Origin of the sequence: Novosphingobium sp. B1, from assembly GCF_900176395.1 — a bacterium.
GTDB lineage: Bacteria > Pseudomonadota > Alphaproteobacteria > Sphingomonadales > Sphingomonadaceae > Novosphingobium.
This window is the reverse complement of the sequence record NZ_FWXL01000001.1, coordinates 665512-684027: the sequence shown is the minus strand read 5'-3', so window position 1 is coordinate 684027 and position 18516 is coordinate 665512. Positions and strand designations below refer to the sequence as shown.

Here is an 18516-nt window from a genome sequence, read left to right as displayed (position 1 = left end):
GCGCACGGCACGGCATTGCGCGCCAACCTTGCCGACGGGATGTCAACACTCCTGGCATGGATGCAGGAGCTGCTCCGTCCGCTTGTCGCGGAAGCGTCCGGCAAATGAACGCCGGCTTCGACGAAGTCCTGCGCGCTGACCGGCCCACCCGCACGGGCCTCTATGCGGAGACTGCGCAGCGGCTCGGCGCACCGCCGCAGAACGTCTAGAAGAATTTCCGGGTCTGCTGGACGCTCGATGCGCTGTTCAACGGGATCGAGGACAGCCCCAGGCTGCTGTTCAAGGGTGGGACGTCGCTGTCGAAGGGCTTGCGCCATATCTGAATAATATAGACGCATTATCAGTCAAATTTGACTACATTCTCAGCGCAACCTCCGTCTCCGCGTTCACGAAGGCTGGTTCGTAATCCCGCGCCAATGCCCCTGACACGCCGACCTGACGCAGAGCCTCACGCCAGCCGTCCGATATGTGCCGGGCGGTATCGCGAATGATTTGCCTCGCTTCCTCAGTCGGGATCTCGAAGAACGCGCAGGCTTCAAGCGCGAGCGCGATCGATCGGTCATGCGCTCCGCCCTCCAGAATTGCGGTCTCAAGGTGCGGATTTCGATCCGGCGCGGGGTTCACGTCGAACACGGGCGACAATCGCCATTGGCCTGCCCCCACATAGAGGAAGCCATGGTTTTTGAGGTGATCGTCCTTGTTCGATACGAGGATAGTGAAAATCAGGCGCAGAAAAAGTTCGCGAAAATCCGCTTTGGGATCGGCGCCATGAACACGGATGAAATCGACGATCTCGGTATAGGAGCCAAGCTCCGTCCCGGTCTTCCCAAGCGCCGTGCGCGCCGAGATATAGGGGATCCGCGCGCTACCCCGCCGGTCGAACCGCTGGATCAGCGCGACCGGAAAGGGCGTGTCGGCGAGTTCCAGTCTGGCGGTGGGCGTGCGGATGCCGCAAGCCTCGGCCAGCCGAAGCGTCGCCACCTCGACGCGCTCGATCGGCTGCAGATCGTGGACCGAAGTGAATTTGGCCAGCCAGAGCGTATCGCCGTCTTGGACATTGGCCTTGGGCCGGGCGCCGCCGGAACCGCCCGCGCCCGCCAACGCCTGCATCTCTTCGGCGGAGATTTCCTTCCCCTGTTCATAGGCGCGGGCAATGGCCGTTATCGCTTTGAGCTCGACGAGGCGGGGCACGGCGTCGCCGGCCTTGCCGCGGATGATCTCTCCATCCTCGCCCTGAAATCGCAGCGCGCCCTGACGGCAGGCGTCGTCGGACAGCGTCAGATACGCAAACTCGCTCAGACCATTGCCGTAAGCGCGTTCAAGAAGCCGTCGGCCCCAGCTATCCGGCGCGGCATCGGCGAAGACGCCCGCCAGTGCATCGCGCATATTTCCCGGCTGACCCGATCTATGAAAAGGGCCGCCTTCCAGGGGGAGATCCGGCTGCACGGCGAAGGCGCGCGGGTTCTCTATCCAGGACGCATCATAGGCGAAGTTCGAGAATTGGCGCGGCCCCGCTGCTGTGAAACGCAGTTGACCAACGGGCGCACGGCTTTCGCCAAGCACGACCTGGGCAAGGAACTCCGCCATCAGAACGATGCACCGTCTGGATCGACAACGTCATCTCGGACTCGCGTCAGGTCCATCCTAGCCTTTTGCTTTCTCATCCTGGTGGCAAAAGACTTGCCTCGCTGCGGCAGGTGCTCGCTTGACAGAGCCAATCCCAGCTCATCCTTGCGGACATCGATCAGATCGGCCAGCCGCTCGACAAGCCCGAGAACGACCAGCACATCGGCAAGCGTGCCGATAGCAACCCCCGGGTCGCCCTTCTCGAGCCGCGCAATGGAACTGGGGGAGGTTCCGGCACGCACGGCAAGGTCTGCGACCGCGATACTACGCCGCAGCCTCGCATTTCGAATGTCCTGGCCAAGCCTTTCGAGGGCTGGTCTGATCTTGGGAGAGCCCATAACAAGGGTCCATATATGATGGTTTAATAGTGATTGCGTATCGTATATGATGAATTATATCAAGATCGGTGGCCGGGTAGTGCCAACGGGTGGGGCGTCTTGCGAACCTCCTCCCGCCAAGGCCTGCGCGTTCGGCGCACTCTCCTTTCTGTCCGAAATTGCGATACAAATTTCAAACATGGCCACTCCGCCCGCCGGCCTCAAATCGGTCATCCTCGACCGAACTGGCCGTGGCTTGCCCGGTACTGTCTGGACGCTTTCGGATTTCCTCGACCTCGCCGGTCGCGATTCCATCGACAAGACCCTCCATCGCCTCGCGAAATCGGGTGACCTGCGCCGGATTGACCGCAGCCTCTACGACCGGCCGCAGTTCAACAGCCTGACCCGGCAGGACAGTGCCCCGGACCCACGTGCGGTCATCGACGCCGTCGCGCGGCGTGACCAGATCCGTGTCCTGGTCGACGGAATGACTGCCGCCAACGATCCCGGCATCACCAATGCCGTACGGGCCAAGATCCTCGTGCGCGGTGACACGATGCATGCCAGCCAGGCGCCTCATTTCTACGCTCCTGGTCCTAGCTGGTTTCAGATTAGGGCTCGCGGAAGTCTGCCCCTCTTGGCTGACAGTCTCCAGCCTGAGGCCGCCCCGGCATATCGGACGCACGAAAGGCGGCCTGAATCCCAAGCTTCATGCCGACGGTTTTTGCCCTTTGACACCATATAGGGTTGGAGCTCCTATGTGTCCTCGGTCCTGGGATGGAGGACACATAGGCGAGCCATGAAAAGTCAAGACATCGTAATATTGCTCAAGCTGGTGAGTCTGAAATACGTGTTCCCCGCCAAGTCGGGCGCACCGCAACGTGGCATCGCCACCGGGTTTTCGGCGCCCATGCTCAAAGGGCAGCTCGTCAGTTCCGGGGCGGATATACACATATGGCCTCACGCGGAAGGGACGCAGCGAGGACTATCAATAACGCCATTGTTCAAATCGGTCCCCGAAGCAGCCCTCAAAGATGAGCGACTTTACGAATTCCTGGCGCTGGTCGATGCCATCAGGCTGGGCAATCAGCGTGAAACCAATCTCGCTCAGGACAGGTTCGCGCAGCGGATGGCGCACGCATGAGCATTCAAGGTGAACTCCTCGACATGCTGGAGACGGTCGCCGAAGCATTGGGTGACGATCTGTGCCGGCAGATGGTGTTCGTCGGCGGATGCTCAACCGCCGTCCTCATCACCGACGAGATCACCTTGCAGGAAGTGCGGGCCACCGACGATGTCGATCTGATCGTCGGCCTGACCGGCATGGCGCAGTGGATGCAGCCTCAGAAAACCCTGAACAAAAAGGGCTTTACGGTATCGGGAGAGGATGACGTCATCTGCCGGATGCGGCTCGGAAACCTCAAGGTCGATTTCATGCCCGACGATCCCGACATTCTGGGGTTCAGTCCAGATCAAGGCGGCCCGACGCCCAGAGCTCCGGCGTCCGCTCCAGATAGAAGGCGTCGCTGTCATAGGCGGTGTCGAGCGCGTGCAGCGCCGCCCCTGCCAACCAGGCTTCCCATTGCGTTGGCGGCAGCACGATCGGCATCGTCCGGCTGACCGGCTCCGCGCGCGCATTGGCTGCGGTGAGCAGGCCGGCAAAGCCGCCTGTTGCAGGATCGGTCAGACACAGGCCTGCCCAGGCGCAGATCGGCACGTCCCAAAGTCCGAACCAGCTGCGGGTACGGTGGCCGGTTTCGCTTGCCGGATAGGCAAAATCCTCGACCGTGATCAGGCAACGCTCCAGCAGGTCCAGCCTCAGGGGCGCGCGGCTGTCGCCAGCGATCTCGCGCGCAAACGGCGTCGTTCGTGGTCGATCGCCGCGTGCTTCGCTGATCGGGTCTTGCGGCAGGCCCCAGGGCAGCGCGCGCAGATGCCTTCCCTCGGTCCCCCTCGTCACGACAATCGCCTTCTCGCCCGGCCAGATCGTCGGGAACCAGGTGAGATCGGGATCGGGCCGGGCGCCGAACAGTGTGGCGATCTCCGAGACGGCGGCGCGGCAGCGAATCAGGAGGGTCATGGTTCGACAATTGCCTCTTCTGGTGAAGATCCGGTGTGGTGCAGGAGATGCGCGGCGCATTGCCGGCAATCGCTGCTGCCGAATCCGGCGCAGGGCGTGGTGAAGGCGCCCGATGCCAGAAGACGTTCGATGAGCGCGCATTCCGATGCGCCGGGGGCGATCATCGCCGACAGGCTATCCGCAGCCCCCGTCAGATGGTCGATATGCCAGTGCAGGCGCTTGTCGCGGCGCAAATGCCGCCCGACACGGGCCCGAAGACCGCCTGGGCCATAAGCGCTGCCGGCATAGACATAAGACCCCGCCTCGAAGCGCCAGGACAAGCCGGGCCTGGGAATGTCGATGGGGCGATCGAGCCTGAGCAGCAGGAGATAGGCGCCGCTTGTCGATGGAAGATCGGCGGGGTCTGTCCCGACTCGGATGATGTCAGGTCCGGGCGCTTCTGTGATGAGCGCCATGAATGCCAAGTCTTCGCCGTCCATCGTCCTACGCCATTGCCTGTCTTTCAACGCCGCTCTTTTACGCCCGCAACGCGCTGTTGCCTCCTCTCATTTCATGGCTCTCTTGATGGCCCCCGAAGCCCCGGCACGGTGCCGCGGCCCTTCGGGGGATGATGCTCATGATCTCTTCTGCACCAGGAGGAAGAGCCACTCTGGCGCTTTTCTCCGCGCTCGTGCTCGCCTCGCCGGCGCTCGCCAACAATTATGGCGAAAGCGCCGCCTGGCAATTCCGCACCTCGGCTGACCGCGCCAATCAGGCCGCGATCCTCAACATCATGGAGAAGCGCCGTGCGGGCGGCTATGCAAGCCCGGCCTATACGACGACCATCGAGCGCCAGTATAATTGCGGGGTCACGGCGACCGCGACCGGCAATGTGGACAGCCAGACCGCGCTCGCCCATTCGCCGACCACGACCGGCGCGACGTCGGGCGCGCAGGGCAATAGCAGTTCCAGCAGTGTCGAGGGCGCCGGGAGCGCCAGTTCGGGCCAGACCAACAGCGGACTGGTGTCCACCTCGGTGTCCGGCGGCACGACGGTCGCGGTCGACGGCACCGCCTGGCAGGCCCTCAACTCCACCCAGTCGAACAGCGGCGCGCAGAGCGCCAGCGTCGCCGGCTCCATCGGCTGCGCCTTCGGAGCGCTCAACTGATGGGCGGGGCGACGGCGGGCCGCCGACAACTGGCCGGGAAGAGGATGGGCCGGGGGTGGCATGGGGTGAGCTTGCGGGCGGCGGGACTGCCGCTCCTCGCTCTCGCGCTGCCCGGTTGCGCCGGTGTCAGCCAGCAGAGGATCGGGATCGGCGAAGAGCTGATCGTCGTCGGGCCGCCGGTGCGCGACAATCGCACGCCGATGGACGCGGCGCTCGCCTGCTATGCGGGCTGGCTGGGGTCGCGCGGGAGTAAACCGCTGGTGATCGCGGTCGGTGACGTGCGCGACTATACCGGCAAATATTCGGTGAGCGAAGGCAATGCGATCACCCAGGGCGGCGCGCTCATGGTCGCCTCCGCCCTCGGCAAGCTGCGGGGGAGTGTGCGGATCGCCGAGCGGTTCGATCCGGTCATCGCCGAGCGCGAACTCGCCTATGCCGATCGCCGGCAGTTGGGCGACGGCAAGGTCCATGATCTCGCCGGTCCCTCGGGCCGGCAGGTCGTGCCCTGGCTCCCCTATTTTGGGGGCAGCATCGCCGCGTCCGACTATTACATCGTCGGCGGCATCACCGAACTCAATTACGACATCCGTTCGGGCGGCATCGAGACCGGCGTCAATTCGGTCGGCCCCAAGGCGCGCACCTATACCCAGAGCGTCGCGCTCGATCTGCGCATCGTCGATACCCGCTCGCTGCTGGTCGTGCGCACGGTGAGCCTCACCAAGCAGTTCACCGGCTATGAGACCGGCTTCGGCATCTTCCGCTTCTTCGGCTCCAACCTCTTCGACATCAATATCGGCGCCAAGGGACAGGAACCGCTTCAGCTCGGCATTCGCACCGCGCTCGAGGAAGCCACGATGCGCCTCATCGGCGCGGTGGCCAGGGTCGATCCCGAACCCTGCATGAGTCAGGCGAGCTGGACGGCGAGCGTGCCGCCCGCTTTGCCGGTGCAAGCCGTTAGTGCCACACCGACCTTGCGGCAACGGCTCAGCACCGATGGTCCGCCGCTTAATGGGCCAGCCAGCGCTGATGATGACAGCGGGGCGGTCGATCTCCCTCTCCTGTTCGAGACCGGCATCGACAGCCTGCAGGGCGGGACGGAAGGGGCGATCGATCGGATCGTCGCGGCGGCCAAACATGGCGGCGTCTTCGTGACGCTGCTGGCCCGTGACAGCGAAACGCTCGATCCCAAGGCCCGCGCGGCGCTGACCGATCGCCGGATCGCGGCCCTGACCGCCGCGCTCGCCAGGCAGGGCATCGCTGCTGCGGCGATCGCGCCGGTTTGGCGTCCCGCCCCCACCGATCCCGCCATCCAGCGTGCCGGCGCCGGCCTGCAGCGGCTCGCGCGGCTGCGCATCGGCTGATCGTCTCCATCCCTCGCACGAAAAGGAGGCGCCCACCCGACACGTCCATGCCCGGTTTTCCAAGCAGCTTCAAAAGAAGGATTTTCCCATGAAACAGACAGTGTTTTCCCGTTCCCGCCACCGCCGGCTGATGGGCGGCGCGGTTCTTGCCCTTGCCGGTTCCTTGGCCGTCCCCGCCTTCGCCACGCCCGATCCTGTACCGGGTGTCGATGCCAACGGTGCGCAGGTCATCGTGACCGACCAGAGCAAGGACTGGTCGCCGGTCAGCGCCACTGCGACCGATCCCCTCGTCGAAGCCACCGGCGCGGTCGATGGATCGAGCGTCGCCGTCACCGGCAATGCCGTCAGCGCCACCGCCCGTGCCAATAGCGCAAGCGCGGCCCTGACGCCCGATGCACGCGATCTCGAAGCCGCGACCGGCGGCACCTGGCTGGCGACCGGAACGGACGGCACCGACGGGCAATCGCCGGCCCTGATCGCGACGCGTCAGGCGACCGATGGCGCACCCGTGTCCGCGACGACCGCTAATTCCCGCATTCGCGCGCGGCTCGGCGATCTGGTGGATAGCAGCGCGGTGGTGAGCGCCAACACGCAGGAAGCCGTCGCGCTCGCCAATGATGCTGCCGATACCCTGTCGCTCACCGGCGTTGCCGTCGGCACCGGTGCGGGCGTGGTGAGCGACCAGTCGGTCGGCGGCGATGCCGCGGTCTCGGCCCGCTTCAGCGGTACGGCGGCGCTCAAGGTCGCCGATGCCTCGCGCAGCGATCTCGATGTGAGCGACAATCTCCAGCGGGCCGTCGCCTATGGCAACAGCGCCGCCAATGCGCTTGGCATCGACGCCGTCCAGCTCGATGCCGCGGCGAGCTATGGCACGCCCTCGATCGTCGAGGCCAATGCCAGCGATCCTTCCGTCAACGCCGCCTATGCCGTGCTGGCCGACCAGTGGCTCGGCAGCGCCGTGACGGCAAGCGCCAATGGCGGTTTCGCCGTCAAGGTGGGTGATACCGCCTTTGCCTCGAACGTGGCGAGCGACGGGAACAGTCTGGTCGCAGCAGGCTATGGCAACCAGTCCACCAATGGTCTCGATCTGTCGGCCGACGCGATCGTCAATGATGAATGGAACGGCGGCGCGGTCGCCAACATAACCAATGTTCAGTCAGCGGCTGCCGTTCTCGTGAAAGGGGTCGCCAAGGGTGGGGCAAGCATCGCCATCGCCGACGATGCGGTCGAGGCGAGCCTGGATGCCAGCGACAATGCAGTGCTCGCGGTGGCGACCGCCAACCGCGCGGACGGCAACCTCCTTGTCGTGACGGCCAATGCCATCGATGCTGGCGAAGGCTTTGGCGGCGAGGAAGGCGGCATTGTCGTGGAAGGCCCCGAGTACATCGGGACCGCGCTGGTCGAAGGCGACGGGGCGATGAGTGTGACCGCCCCCTTCAGCGTCCAGAACGGCCAGATCAGCCAGGCCCGTGTAACGGCCAGGGCCAAGGATGTGACAACAGCGATTGGGGCCGACGCTGGTATCGTCCGCTCCAACGCGACGATCATCGGCAATAGCGCCCTGGCTCAGGCGACCGGCAACAGGGCGGCCAATGGGCTGATACTCGACGCCAACAGCCTTGCGACCGCAGCCGACCTGAACAGCCTCCAGCTCGGCAAGGGTGTGGTCACCGCTTCTGTCGGCTCTGCCGGGGACCGCGCGGGCGCGGTCCTGTCCGCTGCTGGCGATGTGGTCGATTCCGGCCTGACCGTTTCGGACAATAGCCTTGCGGCCAACGCGACCGAGAACGAAGTCGCCAACAGCATGAGCATCACCGCCAATCGCCTGGTCAATGCGAGCGGCCATGAGAATGCGCGAGGCGGCATGCTCGACTATGGCGTGGGCGCTGCGGCGGATTATGCGCTGGCCAATGCCCAGGAAATCCGGGGTGGCTACCGACTCCCCGTCGCGGTCAAGGCCTCGGCCTATGGGGATTTCGATGCGGCCGCCGGCGACGGCGCGGTGCGTTCCGCCCTCAAGGTCACCGGCAACAGCCAGACGGCCTCGGCGCTCGGCAATGGCGCGGCCAATAGCCTTACCATCACCGCGACCGCGCTGGGCGGGGCCGAGGATCCGGCGCCGGGATCCGCCCTGTCCTCGATGCAGGCGGCCGATACCAGTGTCGATGCCGTCTCGGACATGCAGCTCGGGGTGACCACGGCAGCAGTCGATTCCAGCCTGCTCCTGTCGGGCAACAACAATGTGGCGCGGGCGCGCATGAACGATGCGACCAACAGCCTCGCGGTCGACACGGTCAGCGCCGGAACGCTGAGCGGGGAGCTGGCGGCTGTGCTGGTGGATGTGGGTTATGCCTCGCAAGTCATGGGCGATCATGTCCTCTCCAGCATCCAGGTCGCCGATGGCAGCGTCAGCGCGGCGGCCGTGACGACTGGCCAGTCGGTGGATCCGGCAGCATCGATCATTCGCTCCAGCTTCGAGGCGAGCGGTAACGAGACGCTGGCTGAGGCAGCGGCGAACACGGCAAGCAACAGCCTTGCGCTGACCTCGGCGGTAGCGGGCGGTGCCAGCGCTGGCCTGCTTAACCAGCAGTTGAACTATGCATCGGTCGGCGCGCAGGCGACCAGTGCCTATGGCATCGGCGCGCACGCCTCGTCTGACGCCTCCAGCCTGGTCGATGGCAATGTGACCACGGCCATGGCCCGCGGCAATATGGCGACCAATGCGCTGGCTGTGAGCGGCGTGGCCGAAGACGACTGCACGCCGGACATGGCCTCGATCACCACCGGCGCGCTCAACAGCGCCATGGCGCCCGCGCTCCTGTCCAACGTCCAGATGAACGCAGGCGGGGTGTCTGCCTATGCCGCCAGCCCGACCGTGTCGGTCAGCTATGGCAGTGTCGACGACAGCCGCCTTGGCGTGACCGGTAACAGCGTCTCGGTCGCCGCTTATGGCAACAGCGCCACCAACATGGTGACGCTGGCTTCGCTCGGCAGCTTGCCGGCGTCCGGCATCGGCAGCGTCCAGACCAACAGCGGCGGGGTGACCGCCCGGGTCACCAGCGTGGCCTATACGATCACCTCGCCGGGCCTCGGGGCGAGCCGGATCGGCATCTCGGGCAACAGCATCAGCGCATCGTCCGTCGGGAACGCGGCCACGAGCAAGGTCACGGTCTCGCGCTGATCCGCGTGGCGGGCGGCGCCACAAGCCCCTGGACCGCCCGCCGCATGCGGGAAAGGCCGTCACGCTTCCCCCGGCGTGACGGTCTTTCACTGCCCGGTTTTTTGTCCATCGGATGCAGGAAATCATGGCGGATTCGGCAGATCTGGCTATGCTGGCGACGTGAAGGAGGGTTGAGACGGATCCATGGCGCGCGGTGAACTGATGAAGAAATTGCTGGCGAGCTATGGCAAGGACGACGAGTTCCGTGCCGTTGCCGAGCAGATCATCGGTGAGGAAGAGAAGAAGAACAATCGCGTGCTCGCGCGCTCTCTTCGTCGTTCACTGGATGCCGCTCCCTCCCGTCCGGCCAAGCCCAAGGCGCTTGCGCCCCTCATTCCTTTTCCCGAAGCGGCCGGCGATTTCATCGAATTGGTCGAGCCGACGCACAACAAGCAGGACATCATCCTGTCGAGCGAGAATATCCGCATATTTCTCGACCTGATGCGTGAATTTCGCCGTGCCGACGAAATCCGCCGGCGCGGTCTGCCGGTGCGTTCCAAGCTGCTCTTCTGTGGCCCACCCGGCTGCGGCAAAACGCTTTGCGCAGAGGTCTTTGCCGCCGAACTCGGTATGCCGCTCTATATCGTCAAGCTCGATCGCCTGATCTCCTCCTATCTTGGCGAAACCGCGACCAATATCCGCAAGTTGTTCGAGTTCGCGCGCAAGCAGCCGACCGTCCTCTTCTTCGACGAGTTCGACGCCTTGGCCCGCGCCCGCGAGGACGGCGGCGAGCACAATGAATTGCGGCGCGTGGTCAACAGCCTGCTGATCTTCATCGACCGGATCCAGCCCAAAGGCTTTCTGGTCGCCGCCACCAATCTGGATCAGTCGCTCGATCCGGCGATCTGGCGGCGTTTCGACGAGGTTGTCTGGTTCGATCTTCCGGATACCCGAATGGTCGGGCGTTTCCTCACCATGAAGTTCCGCAATGTCGCTCTGGCCTTCGATCCGCAGGCGCATCTCGATCAGCTGGGCGGCTATTCCTATGCCGAACTGGACCGCATCTGCGTTCAGGCGATCAAGGCCTCGGTCATCGACAAGCGAAAACAGGTCAGGGAGCAGGATTTCCTTCATGCCATTGCCGACGAACGTCGGCGTCGTCGCCGCACCGACCGCATGACGGCCTGACCCTCGCTGCGTGGCACGTTACGATCATCTGCAGCTTCTGCGGCTGCCCGAGCGCATGCCCCGACGCAAGAATGGCGGTGGCGGCCCGCCACCTCAGCGCAATCCGCGTGGACACAGCGAGCGTCTGGGGCAGGAACTCGAGCAGGCCGTCACGGCGCAGCGCCAACGCCGCCGACCCGACGCGGTCGACCCTTCGCTGATCCTGCGAGTGCAGATGAGCGGCCCCTTGCTGGAAGAGGAGTGGAACCGGGTCGGGCTTACCGTCCTTTCGAGCGACGAGGATCGCACCCTTGTGCTTTTCTCTTCGTCCGATGAACTGACCGAATTCCAGCGCAAGCTCGATGCCTATGGACAGGGCGTGCAGCCCGGGCGCCAGAGTCCCGCCTTTTCGTCGTTCATCGCCAATGTCGAGACGATCACCGAGGTTGCGCCGCGAGATCGGATCGGCATGCGCGCGCGTGAGGCCGGGCTGGCAGCGCCCGAGGATTTCCAGGTCGGCGAGACCTATACGCTCGATATCGAACTCTGGGATCTGGGCGCGCGGGCCCTGCGTGAGCGCAAGATCGACGACATCGTCCGCTATGCCGAGGCGCGCCGCGCGGAGGAACTCGACCGGCACATCGGCCCCAATCTCACCCTCGTCCGTCTTAGTTGTGACGGCGCCGTCGCGCGCACTTTGCTGTCGATCGAGGAGGTCGCGGAAATCGATCTGCCGCCCGAACCCGATCTGCTTGCCGCGCAGCATATCGACGATGCGCTTGGTGATCTGCCCGACCTGGAAGATCTGGATGAGGATGCGCCGCTCATCGGAATCATCGACAGCGGGATCAACGACCATCCGCTGATCGAGGACATCATTGTCGGGTCGATCGCCATTCCCGAAACACTCGGCACAGCCGACGATCATGGTCATGGGACGTTTGTCGGCGGCATCGCCACGTTCGGCGACCTGCGCGCCCAGCTTGGCGCAGGCGAACTCGTCCGGCGCGCCCGCCTCTGTTCGGCCAAGGTGATCGACCACACCGGCAATTTCCCGAACCGGCGCCTCGCGCCCAAATTGATGCGTGAAGCAATTACCGGACTTCATGAGCAGTTCGGTTGCCGGATCTTCGTCATCTCGCTGGGGGACCGGACCAAGGTCATCGAAGGCGGCAAGGTCGGCCCCTGGGCGCAGACACTCGACGAACTGGTGCGTGAACTGGACGTGGTCATCATCGTGGCGGCCGGCAATCGTCAGCCGCGACGCGGAATGCGCGTCGAGGAAGCCGTAACCGATTATCCAGGCTACCTCCTGGAGCCTGAGAACCGCCTGTGCGAACCTGCGGGCGGCATGAACATCGTGACGGTAGGCGCGGTCGCGCATGGCAACGGCCTGAGCGCGCGGGCGGCTGACAATGCCGGAGTTCGGCCGATTACCGAAGCAATGGAGCCTGCGCCTTTCTCGCGCGCCGGTCCGGGTGTGCGCGGCGCGATCAAGCCGGACTTCACCGACGTCGGCGGGACGCTGATCTACGACGGGCCGACTGCCGCGCTGCAGGGCGGCGAGATACGCGCTGAGGCCGGGGTCATGTCGCTCCATTTCCGGCCGGTCGATCGATTGTTCGCGGCGCGTTCGGGCACGTCCCATGCGGCACCGCTGGTGGCGTTCAAGGCCAGCCAGATCCTCGCGCGTTTCCCCGAGGCATCAGCGAACCTCGTACGCGTGCTGCTGGCGTCCAGTTCGGTAACGCCGCCTGAAGCGACGCGTCGCCTTGCACTTCTGGGCGATGCGGCCGAGCGGGCGCTCTGTGGTCATGGCCTGGTGGATGCCGAACGCGCGGCATTCTCGGACGACTCCCGCGTCATTCTCTATGCCGAGGATGACCTCGCGATCGACCATTTCGCGGTGTATCAGCTTCCGATCCCCGAACTGTTCCAGACCGAACGCGGACGGCGTAACATCCGTGTCAGCCTCGCTTATGATCCGCCGGTAAGGCACAGCCGCCTCGACTATAATGGTGTGTCCATGGGGTTCCGGCTGATCAGAGGTTGCGAGCCGGATATGATCTTCGAACATTTCCGCAAGCGGACCGTCGATGAGGGGCCGTTTCCGGATATGGCGGCCCGGTACAACTGCAAGCTGCTTCCCAGTTCGACCATAAGGGAAAAGTCGAGCCTTCAGACCGCCAGCGTCAGTTTCTCCCGCAATATCCGGGGCTATGGCGACAATTATTATCTCGTCGTGCGCTGCGCCGGCGGCTGGGCCGGCGATGAAGGGCGGCAATCCTTCGCGGTGACGGTCGAGATTTCGCACGAAGCGGAATTGCCGCTCTACGAGCGCCTGCGCCAGCGCATCCGTGTCAGAGCCTGATCGGCTTTTCGCGAGCGGGACAGCCCGCCCGTTGGCTCAATTGCCAGAGCATTGACCACGACGCGCAGGCGCTCAGCTTCCGCCCCCTCCTTTCATGAGGGTTGCCGCAACATGCCGTAGCAGGTCTTCATCTTCGTCTGCGGAACGTGCATTCACGGCTCGCAATTGAGCGCCTTGGACAAGTCCGCAAATACCAGTCGGCCCAAGCGTGGAAAGAGGGCGAGCCGGGCGCGCATTTCAACTTCATCGAGCGATACCCGCGCTTCGCAATGATCGAGCGATCTCGGGGCGGCCGTGTCCATGATGAAAGCAGCCAGGCGACCATCAACTGTCGCCACAACTTTCCAGTAGCCAGAAGGCACGCGATGCCGTTCATCGGCGCGTGGCATGGCCGGAACGACGCGCTCGAAAAGAGGGCCGGTGAGAACATAGACGGCTATGTTCTCACGGCGTGCCAACTCGTTCTCCTGCGCCTCAAGACGCTGCCACGGAGCCTGGTTGAGCGGGGCGCCTTGCGGCGTAATGTTCGACAGGATGTTGGTGTCGGCCGCAAAAGGCGTTCCGGAAAACGCGGCAAGCGGAGCCTGGTGCCCCCGGTCGATACCAAGTGCTGCAGGCGCTCCGTCATAGTCGTCGGGTTCGAGTGTTTCATCAGGCGACAGCCATGGGTCGCTTGCCCATTTGCGCGTCCCCGACGGTCCGATCGTGTCCGGCGTAACCCGATAGGCAACCCAGTCAGCCATCTTGGTAAGGTCGTTCGAGGCGAGCGTGTAAATCTCCCGCACGATAATATCGTCGATGGCCGGCGCGCCGACCGGGCAGCCGTGCAGGCAGTGAAATGTGTGCAGCTCGCCCTCCGGCGCCGCAATGGCTTGCGAGCCGGTTAGGGAGCCGAAAGCCAAGGTCACGACAGTCGTGGCTTTGGTCCAACACTTGCGAAACGTGCCCATAGCGGCCGCCCTTCGGTCGCCGTCACTTGTAAAGGTGACGGAAATTCTCATGATCTCGCAGCGCTTCAGGCCGATATGGGCCTTCACCGCCTTGCCTGACGACGCTTTCAAGGCCGAACCTTTCCCCGACGGAGGGGTGCAAGGTGGCAGCAGCGACAGGATCGCGAAGCTGCGCCTTCCAGCTCAGCCCCCGGGTCAGGCGCCTCAGCAGGGCCGGCGTCCGCTGTCTTATCATGTCTGCCATGCCCGCGATTTCATCGTGCTGGACGCCGTCCGCCGATGGAAAGATCCGAAGTCGGCTGTCCTCGACAAACAGCGGAGCGGGAACCGACCGAGCTTCATCGATCATCCATTTCAAGGCGACGTCCGACAGGCGCGATTCCGATTCCGGATAGCTGCCGCCAATATCGGAATGGTTGCCCGCGAACCACAGCTGCACGAACGGCTTGGCCTCGCCCTCGACCTCAGGCCTGGCCTCGACGCCCTTGCCCGGCCCCCAGGGCAGCCGCGGAAAGTCGGCCCGGTTCTCATCGATGGCGATCGCGTGACGCGCATAAGGAACGGCGCCGCCCAGAAGGCGGTCAAAGTATTTGCCGCTCCACTGCGCGATGTGAAACCTGGGGAGCCGGCGTCCCTCCACCGGCGGCCACATCATTTTGAGCGACGTGCGCAGATAGGCCCAAAGCGCGTAGATTCCGATCAACGCGGTCGCCGCGAGGAACGACATCGTCCACGCGAACTCGAACGCCCAATGCAGGAACGCAGCCGCAAGCGCTCCGGCGGCTACGATCAGTGCCACCAGTGCCAGTGCCAGCACAAAGCGAAGCGGTCCCTTCGCGCCGAGTGAGGCGACCGTATCGAACACGCCGATAAAATAGGGTGCGACGTTTGCCTCACCATCGGCATCGGACCCATGCGCCAGGCGAAATCGGCGACCGAGCTCTTCGCGCTCCTCTTCGTATGTGTCCCGATCGTGGCCTGCGCCGTGCTCGGCGACGCGGATGACGGCCCGCTCGGCGATCTCGCGCGTGGCCAGGCGAAACCGCGGCAGCTCGCCGTCGGGCGATTTCGTCGGAACGCCGCACAGCCTGATCACATTGGCAAGGCTGCGCGCCGTGTATGCCCCACGGCTGAAACCGAAAAGCCAGATGCGATCGCCCGGCCGGTAATGATTGATGATGAACTCGTAGCAGTCGGCGATATTGGTCGTGATGCCGCGCCCGGTCACCGAAGACAGCAGCTTGGCGAACCAGCGCCGTACAGATGTCAGGCCCGAAGCTCCGGCATCGGTGCCGAGGCCCGGGTCGTAAAAGGCCACCTGCTGGGAGGGATCTATCGCGCTGTCGGGACCGGGCCGCGTCGCGCGATACATCTTGAAGATGTTGCTCATCCGCTGCTCCGGCCGAACTCCGCCGTCCTGGCCGGTGCCATCGGAATAGATCACAATATTCTTCGGCACCGGCACATTCCTTCCTTTGCTTCTGCGTGGGGCTCCAAGTGGGGCATCATGGCGATCCCGGCTGAGCGATCGTCAGCGCATAAACAAAGCCGCTGTCCCGCTGCTGGTCGTAGATTCGCAGTTCGGGATCGGCCTTGGGCATCCACACCCTGCCGGTCTCCACGGCGAGCGACGCCGGCAAGGCCGGAAAAAGATGGATGGCTACCCCTTCGCCGTGCCGGGCCTTGATCGCGTCGAACATGCGGCGAAGCGCCGTGCGAAAGGCCGCCTGATCCTCGGGGCGGCGAACGATGTCGTTATGCGGCGCTTCGGCGCACAGGCTCCAGATCGCAGCATCGCCGCCGACGATACGCTCGATCCGATCATCGGTGATCGTCGCGCTGACCCCCAGCTTGAGCGCCACCACGCCGCTTTTCCGGGATGGCGGTTCGGCCGTCTGATAGCGCACGGGCGCAACGTCGCGCTGCCAGGTCCAGGTCGAGGGCTCGCGGTGCCGCTGATGGATGACCGTCGGCACGATGTCGCAAAGCAAGCGACCGAGTTCGATGAGCAAAGGCTGCGGCGCCAAGGCGAACACGCTGAGATGGCGGATGTCCTGGCGTTCGATCCTACCGCCGACCTTCGCTGCGAAATTGCGCTGGAGGTTCGCCTGCTGCATGGACCAGAATGCCGGATCGCTGTCGGCGAAGGCATGGCCGGTCATTTCCAGGTCGATCGTCTGCGCGCTAGCCGGATGGTGATCGGGCGGCATGGCGGCGAATATCGCGCGGGTCGAAACCAGCGCTTCGTTCGCGCCGATGCTGGCGCCGAACCGCACCACATGCGATGCCCGATCCTTGTCGATCCCGGCGAGCAGCGCGACGCGCGCCTCATGTTCGGCCTTCATCTCGACGAGCAGAGCCTCGGGATGATCGGCCAGACCATCGACATCGATCAGCTTGTGATGGACGGCGCACATCAGCATCAGATTGTCGAGGCTCTTGGCCAGGTGCGGTGACCTGACGGGATCACCGCGCGGCCCATCGGCGCTGTCCGCGACGATGTGCGCGATGAAACCGAAGAGCGCGTTCTCATTGCCGGAGATGAGATCGCCCACGAGGTCGCGATTGCATCCCCGGTATTGGCAGCGTCCGGCCGACCGCGCCCAGAGCGCGGATTGAACCTTTTGTGGGGCCTTGGTCTTAGCCACGGGCCGCCTCCACATGGCGGCCGCTCGCGGTCCATTTGCCGGTCGCGCGCCAGCCCTCGTAGGCGGCCAGCCATTCGATGGTCCAGGGCACCGTGGTCTCGGCAAGCAGGTCGGCGGGCGACCAATCGCCTGCCTCGGGATCGAGGAGGCACAGCGTCACTTCGCCGTCAGGTCCGTAATAGACGTGCGGCAGCTGCCCTTCGCGGTCGCCGGGACGCGGTCGGAGCCGCGGATTCAGGACCGAGACGCGCGGCTGCACGCGACGCGGGTCCAGATTTTCGATCAGCAGCGGCGCGCGGTAGAAGATGCCGACGCGGTACGTCTGCAGAAGCGGGCGAACGGAGCCTTCCCAAGCCGCTGCATCGCCATCGCGCGCGACCACGACGAACGCGGGCCAGATCGCCCGCATCGCATCAATCTGCGCGTCGATGCCGTGGATCATGGTCAGCGGCGCTCACCCATGTTCGTGTGCGCCCTGGCGGCAACCGGCGCGAGCGCGCTTGCGCCGGTGATGATCGCGGGAGCCGCCGGCGTGAACAGGCCGCCGGTGCGCGTATAGCCATGCTGACGTGCCTGCACCTGCTGTCCGAGGCGCTTGTTGAAAAGATCGATCGAGCGCGTGACCACGCGCTGGCCGAACTGACCCCGCAGCCAATCCTGCAGGTCCTCGAGCTGCACGCCGCGTTCTCGCGCTGCCTGGAGGCCGTCGGCAAGGCCATGGAGCGCCTGGGCATAGTGCTGCTGCTGGGACTGGTTCTCGGGCCAGCGATCGGTGAACCGCTCTTCAAAGAATTCGGGATTGGCGACGTCGAGGAGCCTGTTCTGCCGTGCCGCCTGATCGATCGCCCGCGCCGTCCAGCGCGCCTGGCGCATCACCATATCGGCCAGCCCCATACCCGGTGCCGCGGCGTGTCCGGCATGACAGGACAAGACGACCGAGGGCGGCATCCGGCCTGCCTTATCGGCATAGAGAATGTTGCGGTGTCGCTTGATGAGCTGAAGTGCGACGGTGGTCACGCTCTTGATCAGCAGCGGCGTCTGATCCGGCACCTCCTCCACCTCGGCGGCATCGAAGGCGTAGCCGTGCTTGGTATAGAGTTCACGATTCAGTGCCAGCGCGAAGCGCTCTTCGACCGGCGCCCGATCATTGTACCAGGCGCAGAAGCCGTAGGCGTTCATCGGCACATAACGGTGCTCTTGCGGCCTGCCCCGCTTGGCGTGGGCGATCACGCCCTCCTTTTCCTTGACGGCGCGCCGCCGCGCCGGCGTCACGTCAAGGTGCATGCCATCAGCGTAATAGAGCGTGATGCAGCGAGTTTTGCGCTCGATCCGGGAAACCGGATAGTCCTTGAGCGCGGCCTCCAGAAGGTCGAGCAGTTCCTCCGGCCCCTCGCACCCACCCATGATCTCGACCACCGCGTCGAGATCGTATTCGTCGTCGGTGCCGCGCGTCGAGATCGTCGCGTCGATTGCCATAGAGCCCTGCGGGTAGAAGCTCGACACCCGTCCTGCGAGGGGGCTGCCGGGGCGCTCGATGTACCGGCAGACCGCCGTGTAGCGATCGACAGCGATGGCATGGAGGCCGGGCGGCAGCTGCAGATTGACCGCGATCTCAGCGAGGATCGCGTCCAACGGGTCGCCGAACGGATCGAACGGCCTGCCGTCACCGCGAAGCATATTTGAAGCTAT

18 protein-coding genes are annotated in these 18516 nt (G+C 64.7%); 8 read left to right on the top strand and 10 right to left on the bottom strand.

Translation table 11 applies throughout. The annotated features are described in order from the left end of the window. Window positions 1-56 precede the first annotated feature (56 nt). Window positions 57-209, top strand: a complete 153-nt coding sequence (locus tag B9A23_RS23210; RefSeq protein ID WP_254894943.1) for a hypothetical protein — start codon at window positions 57-59, stop codon at window positions 207-209. A 145-nt stretch (window positions 210-354) separates the two neighbouring features. On the opposite strand, the gene B9A23_RS03230 is transcribed toward B9A23_RS23210, so the two are convergent. Further along, the gene (locus B9A23_RS03230; RefSeq protein WP_084277373.1) at window positions 355-1587 is read right to left on the bottom strand and encodes a type II toxin-antitoxin system HipA family toxin; all 1233 of its coding nucleotides are present in this window, start codon (window positions 1585-1587) and stop codon (window positions 355-357) included. After that, a complete protein-coding gene (locus B9A23_RS03225; RefSeq protein WP_084277372.1) occupies window positions 1587-1964 on the bottom strand; it encodes a helix-turn-helix domain-containing protein in 378 nt (125 codons plus the stop codon). Before B9A23_RS03225 ends, B9A23_RS03230 begins: the two co-directional genes overlap by 1 nt. A 46-nt stretch (window positions 1965-2010) precedes the next feature. On the opposite strand from B9A23_RS03225, the gene B9A23_RS23205 reads away from it, so the two are divergent. Further along, a complete protein-coding gene (locus tag B9A23_RS23205) occupies window positions 2011-2688 on the top strand; it encodes a DUF6088 family protein (protein WP_368655923.1) in 678 nt (225 codons plus the stop codon). A 54-nt stretch (window positions 2689-2742) separates the two neighbouring features. Further along, window positions 2743-3087 carry a hypothetical protein gene (locus tag B9A23_RS03215; protein ID WP_217806575.1) on the top strand — a complete coding sequence of 115 codons (345 nt, stop codon included), beginning with the start codon at window positions 2743-2745 and terminating at the stop codon, window positions 3085-3087. Between the two features lie 92 nt (window positions 3088-3179). On the opposite strand, the gene B9A23_RS22665 is transcribed toward B9A23_RS03215, so the two are convergent. From B9A23_RS22665 to B9A23_RS03200, 3 genes are read right to left on the bottom strand one after another with little or no spacing between them, the layout of a single operon-like run. Continuing rightward, a complete protein-coding gene (locus B9A23_RS22665; protein ID WP_176217857.1) occupies window positions 3180-3419 on the bottom strand; it encodes a hypothetical protein in 240 nt (79 codons plus the stop codon). Continuing rightward, window positions 3406-4023, bottom strand: coding sequence for an SOS response-associated peptidase family protein (locus B9A23_RS03205; protein ID WP_084277371.1), 618 nt, complete (start codon window positions 4021-4023; stop codon window positions 3406-3408). Before B9A23_RS03205 ends, B9A23_RS22665 begins: the two co-directional genes overlap by 14 nt. After that, window positions 4020-4502, bottom strand: a complete 483-nt coding sequence (locus tag B9A23_RS03200) for a GIY-YIG nuclease family protein (protein ID WP_254894942.1) — start codon at window positions 4500-4502, stop codon at window positions 4020-4022. Before B9A23_RS03200 ends, B9A23_RS03205 begins: the two co-directional genes overlap by 4 nt. Before the next feature lie 137 nt (window positions 4503-4639). Here B9A23_RS03200 and B9A23_RS03195 point away from each other — a divergent pair, with 137 nt between their 5' ends. From B9A23_RS03195 to B9A23_RS03175, 5 genes are all read left to right on the top strand, one after another. Continuing rightward, window positions 4640-5170, top strand: coding sequence for a hypothetical protein (locus B9A23_RS03195; protein ID WP_084277520.1), 531 nt, complete (start codon window positions 4640-4642; stop codon window positions 5168-5170). A 65-nt stretch (window positions 5171-5235) separates the two neighbouring features. Then, window positions 5236-6531, top strand: a complete 1296-nt coding sequence (locus B9A23_RS03190) for a CsgG/HfaB family protein (protein WP_254894941.1) — start codon at window positions 5236-5238, stop codon at window positions 6529-6531. 88 nt (window positions 6532-6619) lie between these two features. Further along, window positions 6620-9712 (top strand): beta strand repeat-containing protein, encoded by a 3093-nt coding sequence (locus B9A23_RS03185; RefSeq protein WP_139797292.1) that lies wholly within the window; start codon window positions 6620-6622, stop codon window positions 9710-9712. Window positions 9713-9895: 183 nt separating this feature from the next. Then, a complete protein-coding gene (locus tag B9A23_RS03180; protein ID WP_084277368.1) occupies window positions 9896-10879 on the top strand; it encodes an AAA family ATPase in 984 nt (327 codons plus the stop codon). Between the two features lie 10 nt (window positions 10880-10889). Continuing rightward, on the top strand, window positions 10890-13229 hold the full coding sequence (locus B9A23_RS03175) for a S8 family peptidase (protein ID WP_084277367.1): 2340 nt from the start codon (window positions 10890-10892) through the stop codon (window positions 13227-13229). A gap of 152 nt (window positions 13230-13381) precedes the next feature. Here B9A23_RS03175 and B9A23_RS03170 read toward each other — a convergent pair whose 3' ends face one another. From B9A23_RS03170 to B9A23_RS03150, 5 genes are all read right to left on the bottom strand, one after another. Further along, window positions 13382-14131 (bottom strand): DNA/RNA non-specific endonuclease, encoded by a 750-nt coding sequence (locus B9A23_RS03170; RefSeq protein WP_176217856.1) that lies wholly within the window; start codon window positions 14129-14131, stop codon window positions 13382-13384. A 70-nt stretch (window positions 14132-14201) separates the two neighbouring features. Beyond that, window positions 14202-15638 (bottom strand): DUF2235 domain-containing protein, encoded by a 1437-nt coding sequence (locus tag B9A23_RS03165; protein ID WP_084277365.1) that lies wholly within the window; start codon window positions 15636-15638, stop codon window positions 14202-14204. 46 nt (window positions 15639-15684) lie between these two features. Continuing rightward, a complete protein-coding gene (locus B9A23_RS03160; RefSeq protein ID WP_217806573.1) occupies window positions 15685-16827 on the bottom strand; it encodes an SAVED domain-containing protein in 1143 nt (380 codons plus the stop codon). Beyond that, window positions 16820-17269 carry a type II CBASS E2 protein gene (locus B9A23_RS03155; RefSeq protein ID WP_084277363.1) on the bottom strand — a complete coding sequence of 150 codons (450 nt, stop codon included), beginning with the start codon at window positions 17267-17269 and terminating at the stop codon, window positions 16820-16822. The genes B9A23_RS03160 and B9A23_RS03155 overlap by 8 nt, the downstream gene beginning before the upstream one ends. A gap of 2 nt (window positions 17270-17271) precedes the next feature. After that, window positions 17272-18504, bottom strand: a complete 1233-nt coding sequence (locus B9A23_RS03150; protein WP_084277362.1) for a nucleotidyltransferase domain-containing protein — start codon at window positions 18502-18504, stop codon at window positions 17272-17274. Window positions 18505-18516 lie beyond the last annotated feature (12 nt).